We start from the raw sequence: 18,304 nt of genomic DNA on the forward strand, positions 1-18,304 counted from the left end.
TGCTGCCAGAGGCGACAGATCGCTGACCTGCGTGTCGTCCAGTCAAAGCGATTGCAGGCCAGTGAGGGAGCGGAGGATCGACAGATCGCTGACCCTGGTGTCATCAAGTGACAGATCGCTAAGGTCGTGGAGTTCGGCCAACGGCGCCAGATCGACGACAGGAGAGCCATCAACATAGAGACCTTGCAACCCGCTCAGTCCCGCCAAGGGGCTCAGATCGCTGACTTCAGTTCTACCGAGCAAAAGGTGACGCAATTCGGTCAGAACTGAAATCTCGGGAGGCAAACGCGTCAGCGCCGAGAAGGGCCTTATGATTTCCGAACCCACCTGCACGTCGACATAGTCGCTCAAGTCCAGCTCGGTCGCCCCGTTCTCGCGAGCGGTCTTTACGCGGCGCGGTAGGCGGCGTCTTCCTGTTCCTGCGTGAACTCTGCCAAATCCGCCAACCTCCGGCCAGAGCATCAGACTGGGCGATGGCGAATTGGTCTGCAAGTGATCTTGAAGCAGTTGACCATGATCGTTGGCCCTTGCGCAAATCCGACCCGAACCTGCCCGTTTCCCGCTTGACGCCCCCCGCGTGACCCCTTATCTGGCCCCTCAGCGCGCGGTGGTAGCTCAGTTGGTTAGAGTACCGGCCTGTCACGCCGGGGGTCGCGGGTTCGAGCCCCGTCCACCGCGCCAGCTTCCTTCCAGGGTCACGTTTCCCAGCCTTTTCAGGCTGATCGGCCCCCCCTATCAGGGTGGGACCTGTCCTTGGAGGTCCCGATGATCCCGCGTCATATCCTTGCCTGCGCCCTGGTCCTGCTGACCCCTCTGTCTGCTTTGGCGGACGCCGTGTCGCCGGGGCCTGAGTTCAACGGCACTTACGCGCCCGAAGGCATGACCTGCGACGGTTTGGGGCGCATCGAGGTGACGGATGGGGTCATGGTGGGGGCAGAGTTCGCGATCCAGATCACCGACCTGATCGAGTTTCCGGGCGAGGCGAACAAGGTCGAGGCGACGCTGCTGAACCAGGGCGGCGGGGGCGAGTGGGTGGATTCGGCGGTGCTGACTTTGGCCGAGGACAAGCAGTCGCTGCGCTTTGACTATCCCGATGGCTCGACCGTGATGTGGAACCGCTGCGGGTGATCCTGCGCCATCCTGTCGACTTGTGGCCTTCCAGAGGTCCAGCCTAGGCTGCGCCCACCAGAGCAGGTGCGCCGCGGATGATGACAAAACTTCTGGACAAGTTGCCCCTCCTTCTGCTGGTCGTGCTGGCCCTGACGCTTGGCTTGGCCCCGTTCACACCGGAACCGCATCTCTGGGAGAAGCTGAAGATGCTGGGCGCCGGAACGCTGGTGCGACCCGTGGATGTCTTCGACCTTGCGATGCACGGGGTGCCGTGGCTGCTGCTGGCGGCAAAGCTCGCGCGCTTGGCCCTGAACCGACTGTAGGCGCGTGCAAAATCCTTGAGTAAGGATTTTGACAAATTTCTTGCTTAAGAAATTTGGGTCCCGGTCGGATTGGACCGCTACAGCGTCATCCGATAGCGGATATGGCCGTCGTTGTCGCAGAACTGGTCATAGAGGTGACGGGCCGTCGCGTTCTCGATTTCCGTCAGCCAGTACAGCCGCCGCCAACCCCGCGCCCGCGAGATGGCGATCAGATCCTCGATCAGCGCGCGGCCCAGACCCTTGCCCCGGGCCTTGGGCGCGACAAAAAGGTCTTCCAGATAGCCGTCGTCGCCCAGAACCCAGGTCGAGGGGTGGTGCTGGTGGATCGCAAAGCCCTGCGGAGTGCCGTCCACCACCGCCAGCCGGGCGGTCAGCGGGCTTGCCGGGTCCATCAGCCGGGTCCAGGTGAAGGCCGTCACTTCCGGCGGCAGGGTCATGTCGTAGCTGTCGCAGAAGCCCTGCCAAAGCCGCAGGAAATCACTTTGATCTTCGGGCCTTGCGTCGCGAAGTTCAACCTTCAGGGCTGGCATCACGCGATGCGGGCCAGGATGCGGGCCCAGCTGCGGATGCCCTTGTGGAACGACTCCAGGTCATACTTCTCGTTCGGCGAATGGATCTGGTCGTCGTCGCGGCCAAAGCCGATCAGCATCGCATCCATGCCGAGGATGGTCTTGAAGTACCCCGCAACGGGGATCGACCCACCCGCGCCCACGAAGGCGGCAGGGCGGCCCCATTCTTCCGTCAGGGCACCCCGGGCGGCCTCGAAGGCGGGGTCCGAGATTTCCATCACCGAAGCAGGCGCGCCGTCGCTGCCGCCGTGCCAGACGATCTCGCAATCGGCGGGCATCTGGGCTTCGGCCCAGGTCTTGAAGGCGGCGACGATCTTTTCCGGGTCCTGGCGGGACACCAGGCGGAACGAGACCTTGGCATGCGCCTCGCCCGGCAGCACGGTCTTGAAGCCCGCGCCGTTGTAGCCACCCCACATGCCGTTCACCTCGGCCGTCGGGCGGGACCAGATCTTCTCCAACGGTGTCCGGTCCTGTTCGCCGGCCGGGACCGACAGGCCCACGTCGCCAAGATAGGTCGCATGGTCGAAGGACAGGGCCTGCCACTGCTGGCGCAGGGCGTCGGGAAGCTCGTCCACGTCGTCATAGAAGCCTGGCACCTGCACCCGGCCTTGCGCATCGTGGAGATTCGCCAGAAGCCGCGCCATCAGGTGCAGCGGATTTTGTGCAAGTCCACCATACATTCCGGAATGCAGATCGCGAGAGGCGGCGCGGATGGTGAACTCGGCCTTGGCCAGCCCGCGCAGCATGGTGGTGATCGCGGGCGTCGCGCCTTCGAACAGCCCGGTGTCGCAGATGAGCGCAAGGTCGCAGCTGAGTTCATCCCGGTTCTGTTCCAGGAACGGGACAAGAGAGGGGGAACCCGATTCCTCTTCGCCCTCCAGAAAGATCGTCAGCTTGCCCGGCAGCGTCCCGTAGACGGCTTTCCAGGCGCGGCAGGCCTCGATGAAGGTCATGAGCTGGCCCTTGTCGTCCGAGGACCCGCGCGCGCGGATGACCTTGCCCTTGGGCGTGTCCTGCACCTCGGGGTCGAAGGGGGGGCGGTCCCAAAGTTCCAGCGGATCAACGGGTTGCACGTCGTAATGGCCGTAGAACAGGATGTGCCGCTTCCCCTCGCCGCCGTGGGCCACGACCATCGGGTGGCCGGGTGTCTGGGCGGCGCGGGCCTTAAATCCCAGCGACGCAAGGTCGGCGGCCAGCACATCCGCCGCACGGGCACAGTCGGCCTTGTAGGCCGGGTCGGTCGAGATCGAGGGGATGCGCAACAGCTCCATCAGCCGGTCCAGCGACTGGGGCAGGGTGTCGTCGATGCGGGCAAGGACGGCGTCGAGGGACGGGGACATGGCACTCTCCGGGATTTGATCAAGAACCAGCCTAGCAGGCGGGTTGGGACTGTCCAGAGCGGGCGGGCTGGGCTATGTCAGACGCGTCCGGGGCCGGGCGGGGTGACAAATCGCCCCCTTGGCAGCGGCAAGAGATTGACCGAGATCAAGGCACCGCAGCGAGGGTTCGCCGAAAACCTTCGCAAAAGGAACCGGAACGCATGACCAGATACACCGACGCGATCGACGCCAGCCTGCAACGTCTGCACGACGAGGGGCGCTACCGCACCTTCATCGACATCGCACGGGCGAAAGGGCAGTTCCCTCATGCGGTGTGGACCAAGCCCGATGGCAGCCAGAAGGATATCACCGTCTGGTGCGGCAACGACTATCTGGGCATGGGTCAGCACCCCGACGTGCTGGCCGCGATGCACGAGGCGCTGGAGGCGACGGGCGCAGGCTCGGGCGGCACGCGGAACATCTCGGGCACCACAGTCTGGCACAAGCGGCTGGAGGCGGAACTGGCCGACCTGCATGGCAAAGAGGCCGCACTGGTCTTTACCAGTGCCTACATCGCCAATGACGCGACGCTGTCGACGCTGCGGGTGATCTTCCCGGGCCTCATCATCTATTCCGACGCGCTGAACCATGCCAGCATGATCGAGGGCGTGCGGCGTGGTGGTGGCGAGAAGCGGATCTTCCGGCACAACGACGTGGCCCACCTGCGCGAGTTGCTAAGCCAGGACGATCCGGCGGCCCCGAAGCTGATCGCCTTCGAATCGATCTACTCGATGGACGGCGACTTTGGCCCGATCAAGGAAATCTGCGATCTGGCGGAAGAATTCGACGCTCTGACCTATCTGGACGAAGTGCACGCCGTCGGCATGTACGGCCCCCGTGGCGCGGGCGTGGCCGAACGGGACGGGCAGATGCACCGGGTGGACATCATCAACGGGACGCTGGCCAAGGCTTACGGCGTGTTCGGCGGATATGTCGCGGCCTCGGCGCGGATGGTGGACGCGGTGCGCTCTTATGCGCCCGGGTTCATCTTCACGACCAGCCTGCCGCCCGCGGTTGCTGCAGGTGCAGCCGCCAGTGTTCGCTTCCTGAAGGGCGAGGGCGGCCGCGCGCTGCGGGTGCGGCACCAGACGCAAGCCACGATCCTGAAGACCCGGTTGAAGGCGATGGGCCTGCCGATCATCGACCACGGGTCGCACATCGTGCCCGTGCACGTGGGCAATCCGGTGCACTGCAAGATGCTGTCCGACATGCTGCTGGAAGACCACGGCATCTACGTCCAGCCGATCAACTTCCCCACTGTTCCCCGCGGGACGGAAAGGCTGCGCTTTACGCCCTCGCCGGTGCATGGGCCGGGCGAGATCGACAAACTGGTGCGTGCGATGGACGCACTCTGGTCGCATTGTGCGCTGAATCGCGCCGAACAGGTCGCCTAAGGGCTTTGGCCCGTGGAAAAGCCCTTGTCCTATGTTACTGTTTGCCCAATACGAACAACGATGTGAGTCGCTGGGGAAGGCGACCATGCGGACGGGTGCACCGAAGGGGACAGCGGGCAGATGATCGGTTGGAGGTCGAAACCTTCGACAACCGAAGAGGACAAGCCAAAGGGCTTTGACGACTTCGAGTTGCGACTCGGCGATCTTATGCGCGGCGAGCGTGCCACGCTGGGCAAGTCCCTGCTTGACGTCCAGCGCGAGCTGAAGATCAAGGCCACCTATATCGCCGCCATCGAGAATGCCGATCTCTCGGCTTTCGAGACCCCCGGTTTTGTCGCAGGCTACGTCCGGTCCTACGCGCGCTATCTGGCGATGGACCCGGAATGGGCCTTCGAACGCTTTTGCGCCGAAGCGGGCTATACCGTGTCGCATGGGCTATCCTCGGCCGCTGCACCGCAGCAGTTCGCCAAGGCCCGGGCGCGGGCCGAATATTCGGACCCGCTGGGCGACCCGAATGCCAGCTTCATCCCGCGGGGCGAGGCGATCTGGTCGCATATCGAACCCGGGGCCGTGGGCTCCATCGCCGTGCTGGTCGCGCTGATCGGTGCCATTGGCTATGGCGGCTGGTCGGTGCTGCAGGAAGTGCAGCGCGTGCAGCTGGCACCGGTCGACGAAGCTCCGTCCGTGGTGGCCGAGATTGATCCCCTGTCGAACGCCGGAACCGCGGGCACGCAGATCGCTGCAGCCCGCCCGGCGGAACCTGCGGCTGAAGCTGTGGCCAGTGCCGAAGGGTCGGCCAACAGCGACGTGCTGGACCGGCTCTACCGGCCCCAGGCGTTGGACGTGCCCGTCCTGACCTCACGCGACGGCCCGATTGCCGCGATCAACCCGCGCGAAGCGGGTGTCCTGGCCGAGGTCGCCGAAGCCGACGCCGTGGACCAGGCCATCGACCAGGCGGTCGGCGGCGACGTGCAGGTCGTTGCCGAAGCGCAGCAGGGCATCGAGGTCCTGGCCGTGCGTCCGTCCTGGGTGCGGGTGAACGCCGCAGACGGCACCATCCTCTTCGAGAAGATCCTTGATGCCGGCGAACGCTATGTCGTGCCGCCGCTGGAAACCGCTGCTGTGTTCCGGACCGGCAACTCTGGCTCGATCTACTTTGTGGTCGATGGGTTGACCTACGGTCCGGTAGCGCCCGGCGCACAGGTGGCCAAGGATATTCCGCTATCGCCCGAAGCGCTGACGCAAAGCTTTGCCCAGGCCGATCCGGCTGCGGATGAGGACCTCGCGCGCTTTGCGACGGCGGATGCCTCGGACGTGGTGCCCGCCTTGACGGCGCCTGACGCTGCACCCGAAGCTGCGACCGAATAGGCGGATTGCCGCGACTGCCCTTGCGGCTTATGCTGCAGCGGCAAGACACGGAGCCTGATCCCATGACGCACAACCCCATCCGCCCCTGGCGCAACATCCAGCGTCGGCCCTCGCGGCAGATCCGGGTCGGGAAGGTGCTGGTGGGGGGCGATGCGCCGATCAGCGTCCAGACGATGACCAACACGCTGACGACCGACGTGGCGGCGACCATCGAGCAGATCCAGCGCTGTGCAGTGGCCGGGGCCGACATCGTCCGGGTTTCCACCCCTGATGAGGAGTCGACGCGGGCCTTGCGCGAGATCGTGGCGGAAAGCCCGGTCCCGATCGTCGCGGACATCCATTTCCACTACAAGCGCGCCATCGAGGCCGCTCAGGCCGGGGCGGCCTGTCTGCGGATCAACCCCGGCAATATCGGCGATGCCCGCCGCGTGGCCGAGGTGGTGAAGGCCGCAAAGGACCACGGCTGCTCGATCCGCATCGGGGTGAACGCCGGGTCGCTGGAAAAGCATCTTCTGGACAAGTATGGCGAGCCCTGTCCCGACGCGATGGTGGAATCGGGCCTGGATCACATCAAGCTGTTGCAGGACAACGATTTCCACGAATTCAAGATCAGCGTGAAGGCGTCGGACGTCTTCATGGCCGCCGCGGCCTATCAGCAGCTGGCCGACGCGACCGACGCGCCGATCCATCTGGGGATCACCGAGGCCGGGGGCTTCGTCTCGGGCACGGTGAAGTCGGCCATCGGGTTGGGCAACCTGCTTTGGATGGGAATCGGCGACACGATCCGGGTGTCGCTGTCGGCGGACCCGGTCGAGGAAGTGAAGGTCGGCTTCGAGATCCTGAAATCGCTGGGCCTTCGGCACCGGGGGGTGACGATCATCTCGTGCCCGTCCTGCGCGCGGCAGGGGTTCGATGTGATCAAGACCGTCTCGGCGCTGGAAGAGCGGCTTGCCCACATCACAACCAGCATGAGCCTGTCGATCATCGGCTGTGTGGTGAACGGCCCGGGTGAGGCCTTGATGACCGACATCGGCTTTACCGGCGGCGGGGCGGGCAAGGGGATGGTCTACCTGGCCGGCAAGCAGGACCATACGCTGTCCAACGACCGGATGGTGGACCACATCGTCGGGCTGGTCGAAGCGAAGGCAGCCGAGATCGAGGCGGCCGAAAAGCTGGCGGCAGAGTAGGCAAGACCCCTCCCAAGGACCCCTCCCAAAGACCCCTCCCAAAGACCCCTCCTCGTGCGACTTCGTCTTCTCGTCGGTGCGCCAGCGAGGAGTGACGCAGTCATCGACGAGCGGACCGGGTGCCGGGCTAATCTTCGCCCAATTCCTGCGCCAGGTGGTCGATGAAGGCACGCAGGCGCGCGGTGACCGACTGGGCCGAGGGGTAGACGAAAAAGATCGCCTTGCGCGGTGTGGACCACTCGGGCAGCACATGCACAAGGCGGCCCTGGGCGATTTCCTCGCGGACGATCATGCCGGGCAGGGGCGCGATTCCGGCCCCGGCGACCACGGCATCGCGGACCGCAAGGTGTGAGCCAAGGCGCAGGGGCGGCGCGAAGGGCAGGGTGATCTCTTCGGTTCCGTTGCCCAGCGGCAGCCCACCGGCCCAAAGCGCGGCCAGCCCGACCATCGGAAAGCGCACGAGGTCCGTCGGGTGGCGCAATGTGTCCAGGCCGGGAAGGTCGGGCGAGGCTGCCAGCATCGCCTGGCCATGCAGCAGGCGCCGGGCGACCTGGCTTGAATCCTCCATCGGACCAAAGCGGATGCAGCCGTCAAAGCCTTCTTCCAGGAGGTCGGGCGCGCGGTCCAGGAAGTGGATCTCCAGCGTCACCTCGGGGTGAAGGGTGCGGAAGCGCGCGGCGATGGGGCCGATCAGCAGGTTGCCGATCACCTGCGGCACGGCCAGCCGCAGATGCCCGCGCGGGGTGCCACCGGATTCGCCCAAGGCCCGGCGGATATCCTCGGCCTCGCCCAGCAGCCGGTCGGCGCGGGCGGCCAGCACCTCGCCCTCTTGCGTCGCGCGAAGGGTCCGGGTCGAGCGTTCGATGAGCCGGACCCCAAGATGGCTTTCCAGATCGGCGACGCGCTTCGACAGGGTGGATTTCGGCACCCGCAAGGCCAGGGCGGCGGCAGAGAAGGACCCCTCACGCAAGACGGTCCGAAAGCCGCGCAGGGCGGTCAGGTCGAGGTCATTATCCATAAATCGGGACGCACCTTACAAGAATGGCTGGCTTGTCCAGAATGGTGGATTTTGGCATCTTGCACAAGACAAGATCGAAGGACCCCCGATGAACCGGATGACCGAAACGCCGCCCAGCCGGGCGGTCACGCTGGCTGTGTTGGGCCTGGCCTCGATGACGATCATGGCAAATGCGACGGTTGCCTCATCTTTGCCGGGGCTGCGCGCGCATTATGCCGATGTGCCGCACATCGACACGTTGGCCGGGCTGATCGTGACGTTGCCATCGCTGGCCATTGTCCTGTCGGCGGGGCTGATGGGGGTGCTGATCGACCGCTGGGACCGGCAGAAACTGCTTCTGGTCACGGCGGTGCTTTATGCCGTCGGTGGGACCTCGGGTCTTTGGACGGACAGCGTCTGGGCGATGCTGGCCGGGCGGCTGGCGCTGGGGCTGGGGGTCGCGGGGACGATGAACCTTGGAATGACCTGGGCCAGCGATCTGTGGCAGGGGCCAGAGCGGGCGCGGTTCCTGGGGATGCAGGGGGCGGCGATTTCGGGTGCCGGGATCGTCTTCATGCTGCTGGGGGGCCTCTTGGCCAGCTATCACTGGCGCGGGGCCTTCGCGGTCTATGCGCTGATCCTGCCCATCGCGGCGCTGGCCTTCCTGGCACTTGGTCCGCACGCCCGCCGGATCGCGGCCGAGCGTGACCAGCCAAAGCCCGTCCAGACCACCGCCGACCGCTTCCCCTGGGCGGCCTATGCCTTCATCGCGCCCCTGGCCTTCCTGTTCCAGGTCGCCTTTTACGTCACCCCCACCCGGCTGCCGTTCCATCTGGAGGCGCTGGGGACCACCAGTCCGCTGGTCGTCGGCGCGCTGATGGCGGCCCTTGTCACCGTCTCGGCCCCGGTGTCGCTGATGTATGGTCGCATCCGGGCGCGCCTGTCGGCGATGACGATCTTCGGGCTGTCCTTCGTGCTGATCGGCGTGGGCTTTCTGGCCCATGCCACCGCGACGGACTGGCACGGAGTGCTTTGGGGCTCGCTGATCGCGGGGTTGGGGATGGGGATCTCGATGCCCAACTACACGACCTGGTTCATGGCGCGGGTTCCGGCGACGATGCGGGGCCGGGCCTCGGGGCTGTTGACGACGGCCTTCTTCCTGGGCCAGTTCGCCTCGCCCCTGGTGTCGGCGCCGCTGGTGGCCTGGCTGGGGCTGGCCGGAACCTTCGCGGCGGTGGGCGGCGGTCTGGTCGTGATCGGCGTCGGCCTCTGGGTCGCCCATGCGCTGCGGCCCGAGCCGACGGCGGTCGAGGCTTGAGGCACCCTAGTGGGGGATCGACTTCGAGAAGAGGTTCACGATCAGGACCCCCACCAGGATGAAGGCCAGCCCCAGGATCGCAGCAAAGTCCAGGGTCTGGCGATACCAGATCCAGGCGACGCCGCTGATCAGCACGATCCCCATGCCCGACCAGATCGCATAGACGACCCCGGTGGGCATCACCTGCAAGGGATAGGACAGCAGCCAGAACGCCACCGCATACCCGAAGATCGCCACCAGCGAGGGCCAGAGGCGTGTAAAGCTTTCTGACCGGGCCAAGGCGGTCGTGGCGATGACCTCGGCCACGATGGCGGCCAGCAGGATAAGGTAGGTCCGGGTCATGCGCCTGCTCGACAAGGGACTGGGTTCCCCGCATCCTGCGTGAGGCTTGGGCGCAAGTCGAGCCGTCCTGCGACGTTTGCAGGGGCGGGACCGGCAAAGACCGGTGGCCCCCCGTGCAGACCCCCCGTGCAGCGGCTGGCTTAGCCGTCTGCGCGCATGTCGGCGACAAAGTCGCGCATGATGTCCAGGGGCGCATAGCCGCGCATCACGCCATCGCCCATGATGAAGGCCGGCGTGCCAGTGATGTCCATCATCTCGGCCAGGGCATAGTTGTCCTGGATCACCGCCATCACCTCGGGCGCGTCCATCCGGTCAAGGATCGGCTGCGGCTCGAACCCAAGGTCGGTGGCCAGCCGGGTCAGTGTCTCGACAGTGGGCTCGCCGCGCAGGGCGATCAGGGCGTGATGCGCCTTGCCGTAGGCTTCGTCGCCGTGCAGCTGCTTCAGCGCGATGGCGAACTGGGCCGACAGCATCGACGCCTCGCCCAGAATCGGGAATTCCTTGACCACAAAGCGGATGTTGCCGTCGGTCGCGATCAGCTGTTCGACCTCGTCATAGGCCTTGCGGCAATAGCCGCAGCGGTAATCCATGAACTCGACCAGAGTGATGTCGCCATCGGGGTTGCCGCCGACCCAGTCATTCGGATTGGCGAAGATGCGCGCGCTGTTGGCCGCGATGATCTGGGTGTCACGGTCCAGCCCGGCCAGCTCTTCGCGCTGCTGCAGGACGTCCATCGCCTCGATCAGGACCTCGGGGTTTTCCAGAAGATAGGCCCGCACTTCGTCGCGGAAGGCCTTGCGCTCGGCCTCGGTCATGGTCGCGGCGGCCGGTTCCTCGGCAAGGACGGGGAAAGCTGCGAGGCCGGCGATCAGGCCAAGGGCAAGACGGGTCATGAAGGCTCCTGCAAGCCGCGGATTTGCGGCGCGCCGACGATAGGGGGGGCCTTGCGGCAAGACAAGCCGCTCGCCGCTTTGTGATCCGGCGGGCGCGGGTGGAATTTACAAACCGTGGCCAAGCGGGGATAAGGCGGCGATGACCCTGCTGAAATCCCTGCTTCTGACCCTTCTTCTGGCCCTGTTTGCGGGGTCGCCCGTGGCTGCGCAGGACCTGTCGGCGCTGGCCAAGGTGAACCCGATGCGGTCGGGGATCGTCGCCACCGGCAGCGGGCTGGAGTTGCGGCTGGAGCTGAGCCAGCCGGTGCCCTGGCGTCTGCGGCTGATGGATAACCCGCCCCGGCTGGTGATCGACGCGCGCGAGGTCGACTGGAAGGGGGCCGAGGCGCTGGCCGTGGTCAAGCCCGGTGTCTCGCTGCGGGCGGGCCGCTTCCGTCCCGGCTGGTCGCGGATGGTGCTGGAGCTGGAAGGTCCGCACAAGGTCGCCCGCGCCGAGATGACGACGGGAGAGACGACCCGGCTGGAGATTGTGCTGGAACCCACCGATGCGGCCAGTTTTGCCGCCGAAGCCGCGCGGCCCGACCTGCCGGACTGGGCGATGCCCGAGGCGGCGCAACTGATGCCGCCCCTGCCGCAGGGCAACGGTCCCCTCGTCGTGGTGCTGGACCCCGGTCACGGTGGCATCGACCCCGGTGCCGAACGCGACGGCACCAATGAGGCCACGCTGATGCTGACCTTCGCGCGCGAGGTGAAAGAGGTCCTCTTGCGCGACGGCCGCTTCCGCGGGGTGATGACGCGCGACGAGGATGTCTTCGTGCCGCTGGAGACCCGCACCTCGATCGCGCGCGAGGCCGAGGCGGATATTTTCCTGTCGCTGCATGCCGATGCGCTGGCCGAGGGCGATGCGCAGGGGGCCACAGTCTATACCCTGGCCGCTGAGGCCTCGGACGAGGCGGCGGCGGCGCTGGCCGAACGGCATGACCGCGATGATCTGCTGGCGGGCGTGGACCTGACGGACCAGGACGACGTGGTGGCCGAGGTCCTGATGGACATGGCCCGCACCGAAACCGCGCCCCGCACCGACCGGCTGGCGCAGGCGATGGTGGGGGCGATCAAGGCGGCCGAAATCCGGATGCACCGGCGCCCGCAGCAGTCGGGCGGGTTCTCGGTCCTGAAGACGCCGGATATCCCTTCGGTTCTGCTGGAGGTCGGGTTCCTGTCCTCGGACCGCGATTTCAAGCGGCTGTCCGACCCTTCCTGGCGCGCGACGCTGGCCGAGGCGCTGCTTGCCGCGCTGGTCACCTGGTCCGAGGAAGACGCGGCATTGCGGGCTGCGGCCAATCCCTGACCCCTGCGGAACCTCGCCCGGACAGATATTTGTGACCGCCCAAGGTTTTGACGCCGGGCCGCGTCTGGTATACTGCGGGGGCGCAGAGAAAAGGGGTCTTCGTGCTTAGGTTTGTCGGAAATGTTCTGGGCGCCGTCTTCTCGGCGGCAACGCTGGGGGCGGTCTTTGGGGCGCTGACCGTCGGCGGCATCTTCTACATGTATTCCCGCGACCTCCCCTCGATCGAGAATCTGGCGCAGTACACCCCCGCGACGATCAGCCGGATCTATTCCGGCGAGGGCGAGATCATCGACGAATTCGCCCGCGAACGGCGGCTGTTCGTGGCGGCCGAGGATATTCCCGATCTGGTGAAGCAGGCCTTCATCAGCGCCGAGGACAAGAATTTCTACACCCACCAGGGCTATGACACGCGTGGCATGGTGGTGGCTTTGGTGCAGTGCCTGGAAGGCGGGCGCTGCCGGGGCGCGTCCACCATCACCCAGCAGGTGATGAAGAACTTCCTTCTGTCCTCGGACCGCACCGCCGAGCGCAAGATCAAGGAAATCATCCTGGCCGCGCGGGTCGAAACCGCGATGAGCAAGGAAAAGATCCTTGAGCTGTACCTGAACGAAATCTTCCTTGGTCAGAACTCCTACGGTGTCGCCTCGGCCGCGCAGACCTATTACAACAAGGCGCTGTCCGACCTGTCCGCGGCCGAGGTCGCCTATCTGGCCGCTTTGGCGCAGCGCCCCGGCAACCTGCACCCGGTCCGCCAGCGCGAAGATGCCATTGCGCGCCGCAACTACGTGCTGGGCGAGATGCTGGACAACAGCTACATCGACCAGGCGACCTATGACGAAGCCGTCGCGGCCCCGCTGGAAACCGTGCAAGGCGGCGAATACGAGGCCTTCCGGGAATCGCTGCCGCCGCGCGACTATTTCACCGACGAAATCCGCCGCCAGCTGTCGGGCACCTTCGGGGAAGAGCAGTTCTTTTCCGGCGGCCTGACCATCCGCGCCACTGTGGACGAGGCTCTGCAGAAGTCCGCGGCCGAGGCGCTGCGCCGCGGGCTGGAACAATACGATCGCAACCAGGGCGTCTGGCGCGGGACCGGCAAGACCCTGCCCGCCGAAGTTCTGGGCTCGGAACAGGCCTGGCGCGACGCGCTGGCCGCGCTTGAGGTCCCGCGCGACGTGGACGCCTGGTTCCCCGCCGTGGTGCTGGAGGTGGGCGAGAATGACGCCCGCATCGGCATCGAAGGCGTGATGGACGATGAAGACGGCCATTTCATCCCCGCCGAGGACGTGACCTGGGCGCGCAAGCGGCTGGAGGGCGGTGAGCTTGGCAAGAAGGCCAAGGTCGCGGGCGATCTGGTCGCGGTCGGCGACGTGGTCCTTGTCCGCGCCGTCACCAACGACGACGGCACCTTCAACCGCTGGTCGCTGCGTCAGGTCCCCGAAGTGCAGGGCGCCTTCATGGCGATGGACGTGAACACCGGCCGCGTGCTGGCGATGCAGGGCGGGTTCAGCTACCAGGACTCGGTCTTCAACCGCACCACCCAGGCGACGCGCCAGCCGGGCTCCAGCTTCAAGCCCTTCGTATATGCAGCGGCCTTGGACAGCGGTTTCACCCCCGCGACCATCGTCGTTGACGCCCCGATCGAGATCGAGACGCCGCAGGGCCTTTGGACGCCGAAGAACGCGTCGAACAAGTTCTACGGCCCGACGCCCCTGCGCACGGGCATCGAGCAGAGCCGGAACCTGATGACGATCCGCATTGCGCAGGAAATCGGCATGCAGACCGTTGCGGGCTATGCCGAGCGTTTCGGGGTTTATGACCGGATGGGGCCGTTCCTGGCGAACTCGCTTGGCGCGCAGGAGACCACTCTCTTCAAGATGGTCGCGGCCTACGCCATGTTCGCCAACGGTGGCGAAAGGGTGGAGCCGACGCTGGTCGACCGCGTGCAGGACCGCTTCGGCAAGACGATCTACCGCCACGACCAGCGGGTGTGCGAAGATTGCGGCGACGCGAACCTGCCGGCGGGGCAGGGGGTCAAGATCGACACCAACCGCGAGCGGGTGATGAACGCGATCACCGCCTATCAGCTGACCAGCATGATGCAGGGCGTCGTGCAGCGCGGCTCGGCCAGTCGGCTGGACCTGCCGGTCCCCATCGCGGGCAAGACCGGGACGACGAACGATGCCAAGGATGTCTGGTTCGTGGGGTATTCCTCGAACATCGTGGCAGGCTGCTACATCGGCTTCGACCAACCCCGCACCCTGGGTGAAAGCGCCTTCGGTGGCACGCTGTGCGTTCCGGTCTTCCAGGACTTCATGGAAGACGCGATCAAGAAGTATGGTGGCGGCGACTTCCGGGTCCCCCCGGGCGGCTACTTCCGCAAGATCGACCGCTTCAGCGGCAGGCCCTTGCCCGACGATGCCACCGGCGACAACGTCGTCTCGGAATACTTCCGCGAGGGTGAAGAGGCGTTGATCGGCATCGGCCTTGTCGTCGACGGCGGCTTCGCGATGGGCGAGAATCTTCCCCTCTTCGCCTATGGCGAGGGCGAGGCTGGCGGTGGCGATCAGGGCACCACCGTCACCAATTCCGAGGGCGAGCAGGTCGTCGTGCCGAAGAAGGCCGATTTCGGCACCGTTTCCTCGGGCGGGCTTTACTGACACCGCAGACCCAACCGGGCCGCGCCCTTGCCGGGGCGCGGTCAAAGCCTTATGACGCTCGCCCAAGATCAAGGACTGGACCCGACCCATGCGCGCCGAAACCCAAGCCAATATCGAGGCCGTCGAGAAGACGCTGAAGCTTCTGGCGCAGCGGCTGGACTGGGAAACCGCGCCGCACCGGCTGGAAGAATTCGATGCGATGATCGAAGACCCCGACCTGTGGAACGACCCGGCCAAGGCGCAAAAGCTGATGCGCGACCGCCAGGCGCTGATGGATGCGGTCAACGCCTACAAGCTGATCGACGGCGGGTTGAAGGAGAACGTCGAACTGATCGAACTGGGCGAGGCCGAGGGCGACACCGAAATCGTGCGTGAGGCCGAGGCTGCGCTGACCGACCTCGTCAAGGTCGCTGAAGCGAAAGAGCTTGAGGCGCTGCTGGACGGCGAGGCGGATGCCAACGACACCTTCCTGGAGATCAACGCCGGGGCCGGGGGCACGGAAAGTTGCGACTGGGCCTCGATGCTGGCGCGGATGTATGTCCGCTGGGCCGAGGCGCATGGCTACACCGTCGAACTGCAGTCGGAAAGCGAAGGCGACGGTGCAGGGATCAAGTCGGCCAGCTACAAGATCAGTGGCAAGAACGCCTATGGCTGGCTGAAGACCGAGGCCGGGGTGCACCGTTTGGTCCGCATCTCGCCCTACGACTCGGCGGCCCGCCGTCACACCAGCTTCTGTTCGGTCTGGGTCTATCCGGTCGTCGACGACAACATCGAGATCGAGGTTCAGGACAAGGACATCCGCATCGACACCTACCGGTCCTCGGGCGCGGGCGGCCAGCACGTCAACAAGACCGACTCGGCGGTGCGGATCACCCACTTCCCGTCGGGGATCGTGGTGACCTCGTCGTTGAAATCCCAGCACCAGAACCGTGACATCGCGATGAAAGCGCTGAAAAGCCGCCTGTATCAGCAGGAACTGGACCGCCGCACTGCGTCCATCAACGAGGCGCATGAAAACAAGGGCGACGCGGGCTGGGGCAACCAGATCCGGTCTTACGTGTTGCAGCCTTACCAGATGGTGAAGGACCTGCGCACCGGGCACGAGACGTCGGACACCCAAGGCGTGCTGAACGGCGATCTTGACGGGTTCATGGCGGCCACGCTGGCCTTGAACGCCAGCGGCAAGAAGCGCGGCGATTTCGCGGACGTCGACTGACGGCTGCAAACCCCTTGCCTGACGCTTTGCCCCGCGCTTAACATTTGGGCATGAGCGTCACACATCCACCGGCCACCCCGGAAATCAACCTGGTCGAGGCCTCTGACCTCTGGATCAGCCTTGCGGCAGGCTGGCGCGACTTCAAACGCGCGCCGGTGCTGGGCCTTGCGTTCTCGGCGGTTTATGTCTTTGGCGGCTGGCTGATCCTGTGGGCGATGACCACGAAGGGCCAGGTCTGGTGGACCCTGCCCGCAAGCGCCGGATTCCCGATCCTGGGCCCCTTCATCGCCTGCGGTTTCTATGAAATCTCCCGGCGGCTGGAAGCGGGCGAGCCACTGGTGGCCAGTCAGGTCTTCGGCGTGATCTTCCGCCAGAAGGACCGGCAGATCCCGGCCATCGCGGCGGTGATCGTGGTCTACTTCCTGTTCTTGAACTTTCTGTCGCACATGATCTTCGCCCTGTTCCTGGGCAATGCGACGATGACCAATGTGTCGTCCTCGCTGGCGGTGTTCCTGACGCCCGAGGGGATGATGATGCTGGCCTTTGGCACGGCGGTGGGCGGGGTCTTTGCGACGCTTCTGTTCAGTCTGACCGTGGTCAGCCTGCCGATGCTTCTGGACCGTGAGGTGGATTTCGTGACCGCCATGCTGACCAGCTTTGCGCTGGTCAAGGAAAGCCCCGGCGTCATGCTGGGCTGGGGCGCGCTGATCGGGCTCTGCCTGTTTCTGGGGATGCTGCCGGGGTTCCTGGGCCTGTTCCTGGTGCTGCCGCTGTTCGGCCACGCCAGCTGGCACCTTTACCGCCGCGCGATCACCTGACGGGACGCTTGACCAGCAGCGCCAGCACCGCCGCCAGCGCAGCCATCAGGCTGGAGATCAGCGCCACCGTGCCGAAGGCGGCCCCGGTTGCAGCAAGATGCTGCGCGCTGTCGCCCGCAACGCCAAAGCCCGGCACGCCTGGCCCATAGGCCTCTGCCGCCATCCGTCCCAACAGCGCCACTGCAATCAGGCCCGCCACCCGCGCCACGGCGTTGTTCACCCCCGAGGCCGCACCCTGTTCGCCATCCTCGGCCCCCTGCATCGCCGCCGCCGTCAGCGGAGCCACGACCAGACCCAGCCCCAGACCCGCCAGGGCTGTCAGCGGCACGACATGGGTCCAGAACTGGCCCGTGGGCGCGGCTAGCCACAGTCCTGCATAGGCGCAGGCGACCAGCGCCGAACCGGCGGCCATCAATGCCCCTGCGCCGAAGCGGTCGGCCATGCGGCCTGCGGGGGCTGAAAGCACGCCGATCAGAACCGAGATCGGCAGGAAGGCCGCCGTCACCTCCAGCGCGGTGACGTTCCAGGCGGTGACGGCGGTCATCGGCAGGTAGAACATCACCCCGTTCAAGGCGAAATAAAGGATAAAGGTCACCACATTCGTCACCGCCAGCGTGCGGTTACGGAAAAGGCCCAGCCGCAGCATCGGGGCAGGGGCGACGGCCTCCCAGGCCAGGAAGGCCGCAAGGCTGGCAATGGCGGCCAGCGCGACCCAGGCCGGGACAGCGGCGTCGGTCAGCGCCCAGGCCATCAGTCCCAGGCCCAGCGTCGCCAACCCTGCGCCGGGCAGGTCCACCCGCACACCCGGCTTGCCGATGTCCCCCGGCGTCCGGCCCCGGACCAGCCACAGCGCGACCAGGCCCAGGGGCAGGTTCAGCGCGAAGATCATCCGCCAGCCAAGCTCGCCGCCCCAGGTGACGAACATGCCGCCCAGCACCGGCCCCAGCGCCGTCGTCAGGGTCGAGGCGGCGGCCCAGAGCCCCAGCGCCCGGCCGCGTTCGGCGCGCGGATAGGCCCGCGAGATCATCGCCATCGACCCCGGCACCATCATCGCCGCCCCGACCCCCTTGGCGGCGCGGGCGGCGATCATCTGTTCCGGTGTCAGGGCAAAGGCACAGGCCAGCGACCCCGCCACGAAAACGAAAATGCCCAGCGAGAAGATCCGCGCGATCCCGAAACGGTCGCCCATCGCCCCGCCGACCAGCACCAAGGCGGACACTGCCAAAAGGTAGGACGCGTTGATCCACTGCGCCTGGGGGAGCGACGCCCCCAGCGCCTCGCGCATGGCGGGCAGGGCGATCGACGTGACCGAGCTGTCGATGAATCCCATCGACGAGGCCAGGATCGCGGCCCAGAGGAGGATGCGCCGGTCACCCTCGGCACAG

The 18,304-nt window shown here is 66.1% G+C and carries 17 protein-coding genes and 1 tRNA gene; 11 read left to right on the forward strand and 7 right to left on the reverse strand.

Annotation, left to right across the window (positions count from 1 at the left end; all coding sequences use genetic code 11):
* Positions 1–42: 42 nt before the first annotated feature.
* Positions 43–351 (reverse strand): hypothetical protein, encoded by a 309-nt coding sequence (locus U1E69_RS02835; protein WP_322242685.1) that lies wholly within the window; start codon positions 349–351, stop codon positions 43–45.
* A gap of 253 nt (positions 352–604) precedes the next feature.
* Between U1E69_RS02835 and U1E69_RS02840 the strand changes: the two genes are divergently transcribed.
* The 3 genes from U1E69_RS02840 to U1E69_RS02850 all read left to right on the forward strand — a co-directional run bounded on the left by U1E69_RS02840 (position 605) and on the right by U1E69_RS02850 (position 1,433).
* Positions 605–681 (forward strand) — tRNA-Asp (locus U1E69_RS02840).
* An 84-nt stretch (positions 682–765) separates the two neighbouring features.
* Positions 766–1,128: a hypothetical protein gene (locus U1E69_RS02845; RefSeq protein WP_322242687.1), complete on the forward strand. Its 363-nt coding sequence runs from the start codon at positions 766–768 to the stop codon at positions 1,126–1,128.
* An 80-nt stretch (positions 1,129–1,208) separates the two neighbouring features.
* On the forward strand, positions 1,209–1,433 hold the full coding sequence (locus U1E69_RS02850; protein WP_322242689.1) for an RND transporter: 225 nt from the start codon (positions 1,209–1,211) through the stop codon (positions 1,431–1,433).
* A 77-nt stretch (positions 1,434–1,510) separates the two neighbouring features.
* On the opposite strand, the gene U1E69_RS02855 is transcribed toward U1E69_RS02850, so the two are convergent.
* Both U1E69_RS02855 and U1E69_RS02860 read right to left on the reverse strand, forming a co-directional pair.
* Entirely contained in the window at positions 1,511–1,963 is a 453-nt protein-coding gene (locus tag U1E69_RS02855) for a GNAT family N-acetyltransferase (protein WP_322242691.1), read from the reverse strand.
* A complete protein-coding gene (locus tag U1E69_RS02860) occupies positions 1,963–3,342 on the reverse strand; it encodes a M20/M25/M40 family metallo-hydrolase (RefSeq protein WP_322242693.1) in 1,380 nt (459 codons plus the stop codon). Before U1E69_RS02860 ends, U1E69_RS02855 begins: the two co-directional genes overlap by 1 nt.
* 200 nt (positions 3,343–3,542) lie before the next feature.
* On the opposite strand from U1E69_RS02860, the gene hemA reads away from it, so the two are divergent.
* The 3 genes from hemA to ispG all read left to right on the forward strand — a co-directional run bounded on the left by hemA (position 3,543) and on the right by ispG (position 7,330).
* Positions 3,543–4,775 carry a 5-aminolevulinate synthase gene (gene hemA, locus U1E69_RS02865; RefSeq protein WP_322242695.1) on the forward strand — a complete coding sequence of 411 codons (1,233 nt, stop codon included), beginning with the start codon at positions 3,543–3,545 and terminating at the stop codon, positions 4,773–4,775.
* A gap of 120 nt (positions 4,776–4,895) precedes the next feature.
* On the forward strand, positions 4,896–6,143 hold the full coding sequence (locus U1E69_RS02870; RefSeq protein WP_322242697.1) for a helix-turn-helix domain-containing protein: 1,248 nt from the start codon (positions 4,896–4,898) through the stop codon (positions 6,141–6,143).
* A gap of 62 nt (positions 6,144–6,205) precedes the next feature.
* On the forward strand, positions 6,206–7,330 hold the full coding sequence (gene ispG / locus U1E69_RS02875; protein WP_322242700.1) for a flavodoxin-dependent (E)-4-hydroxy-3-methylbut-2-enyl-diphosphate synthase: 1,125 nt from the start codon (positions 6,206–6,208) through the stop codon (positions 7,328–7,330).
* Positions 7,331–7,457: 127 nt separating this feature from the next.
* Here ispG and U1E69_RS02880 read toward each other — a convergent pair whose 3' ends face one another.
* Complete coding sequence (locus U1E69_RS02880) at positions 7,458–8,348, reverse strand: LysR family transcriptional regulator (RefSeq protein WP_322242702.1); 891 nt, start codon at positions 8,346–8,348, stop codon at positions 7,458–7,460.
* Positions 8,349–8,445: 97 nt separating this feature from the next.
* Here U1E69_RS02880 and U1E69_RS02885 point away from each other — a divergent pair, with 97 nt between their 5' ends.
* Entirely contained in the window at positions 8,446–9,645 is a 1,200-nt protein-coding gene (locus tag U1E69_RS02885; protein WP_322242704.1) for an MFS transporter, read from the forward strand.
* 6 nt (positions 9,646–9,651) lie between these two features.
* Here U1E69_RS02885 and U1E69_RS02890 read toward each other — a convergent pair whose 3' ends face one another.
* Positions 9,652–9,987: an SMR family transporter gene (locus tag U1E69_RS02890; RefSeq protein ID WP_322242705.1), complete on the reverse strand. Its 336-nt coding sequence runs from the start codon at positions 9,985–9,987 to the stop codon at positions 9,652–9,654.
* A gap of 140 nt (positions 9,988–10,127) precedes the next feature.
* Positions 10,128–10,880 carry a DsbA family protein gene (locus tag U1E69_RS02895; protein WP_322242707.1) on the reverse strand — a complete coding sequence of 251 codons (753 nt, stop codon included), beginning with the start codon at positions 10,878–10,880 and terminating at the stop codon, positions 10,128–10,130.
* Positions 10,881–11,019: 139 nt separating this feature from the next.
* Between U1E69_RS02895 and U1E69_RS02900 the strand changes: the two genes are divergently transcribed.
* The 4 genes from U1E69_RS02900 (at position 11,020) to U1E69_RS02915 (ending at position 16,919) form a co-directional block, all read left to right on the forward strand.
* A complete protein-coding gene (locus U1E69_RS02900; RefSeq protein WP_322242709.1) occupies positions 11,020–12,228 on the forward strand; it encodes an N-acetylmuramoyl-L-alanine amidase in 1,209 nt (402 codons plus the stop codon).
* Between the two features lie 101 nt (positions 12,229–12,329).
* Positions 12,330–14,885 (forward strand): PBP1A family penicillin-binding protein, encoded by a 2,556-nt coding sequence (locus U1E69_RS02905; protein ID WP_322242711.1) that lies wholly within the window; start codon positions 12,330–12,332, stop codon positions 14,883–14,885.
* An 88-nt stretch (positions 14,886–14,973) separates the two neighbouring features.
* Positions 14,974–16,101 carry a peptide chain release factor 2 gene (gene prfB / locus U1E69_RS02910; RefSeq protein ID WP_322242713.1) on the forward strand — a complete coding sequence of 376 codons (1,128 nt, stop codon included), beginning with the start codon at positions 14,974–14,976 and terminating at the stop codon, positions 16,099–16,101.
* A gap of 50 nt (positions 16,102–16,151) precedes the next feature.
* Positions 16,152–16,919 carry a DUF2189 domain-containing protein gene (locus tag U1E69_RS02915; protein ID WP_322242715.1) on the forward strand — a complete coding sequence of 256 codons (768 nt, stop codon included), beginning with the start codon at positions 16,152–16,154 and terminating at the stop codon, positions 16,917–16,919.
* On the opposite strand, the gene U1E69_RS02920 is transcribed toward U1E69_RS02915, so the two are convergent.
* Positions 16,912–18,304 (reverse strand): MFS transporter (locus U1E69_RS02920; protein WP_322242717.1); only part of this gene is annotated, 1,393 nt, incomplete at its 5' end. The two genes, U1E69_RS02915 and U1E69_RS02920, sit on opposite strands and share 8 nt — an antisense overlap.

This window comes from Tabrizicola sp. (assembly GCF_034366665.1).
Taxonomy (GTDB): Bacteria; Pseudomonadota; Alphaproteobacteria; order Rhodobacterales; family Rhodobacteraceae; genus Tabrizicola.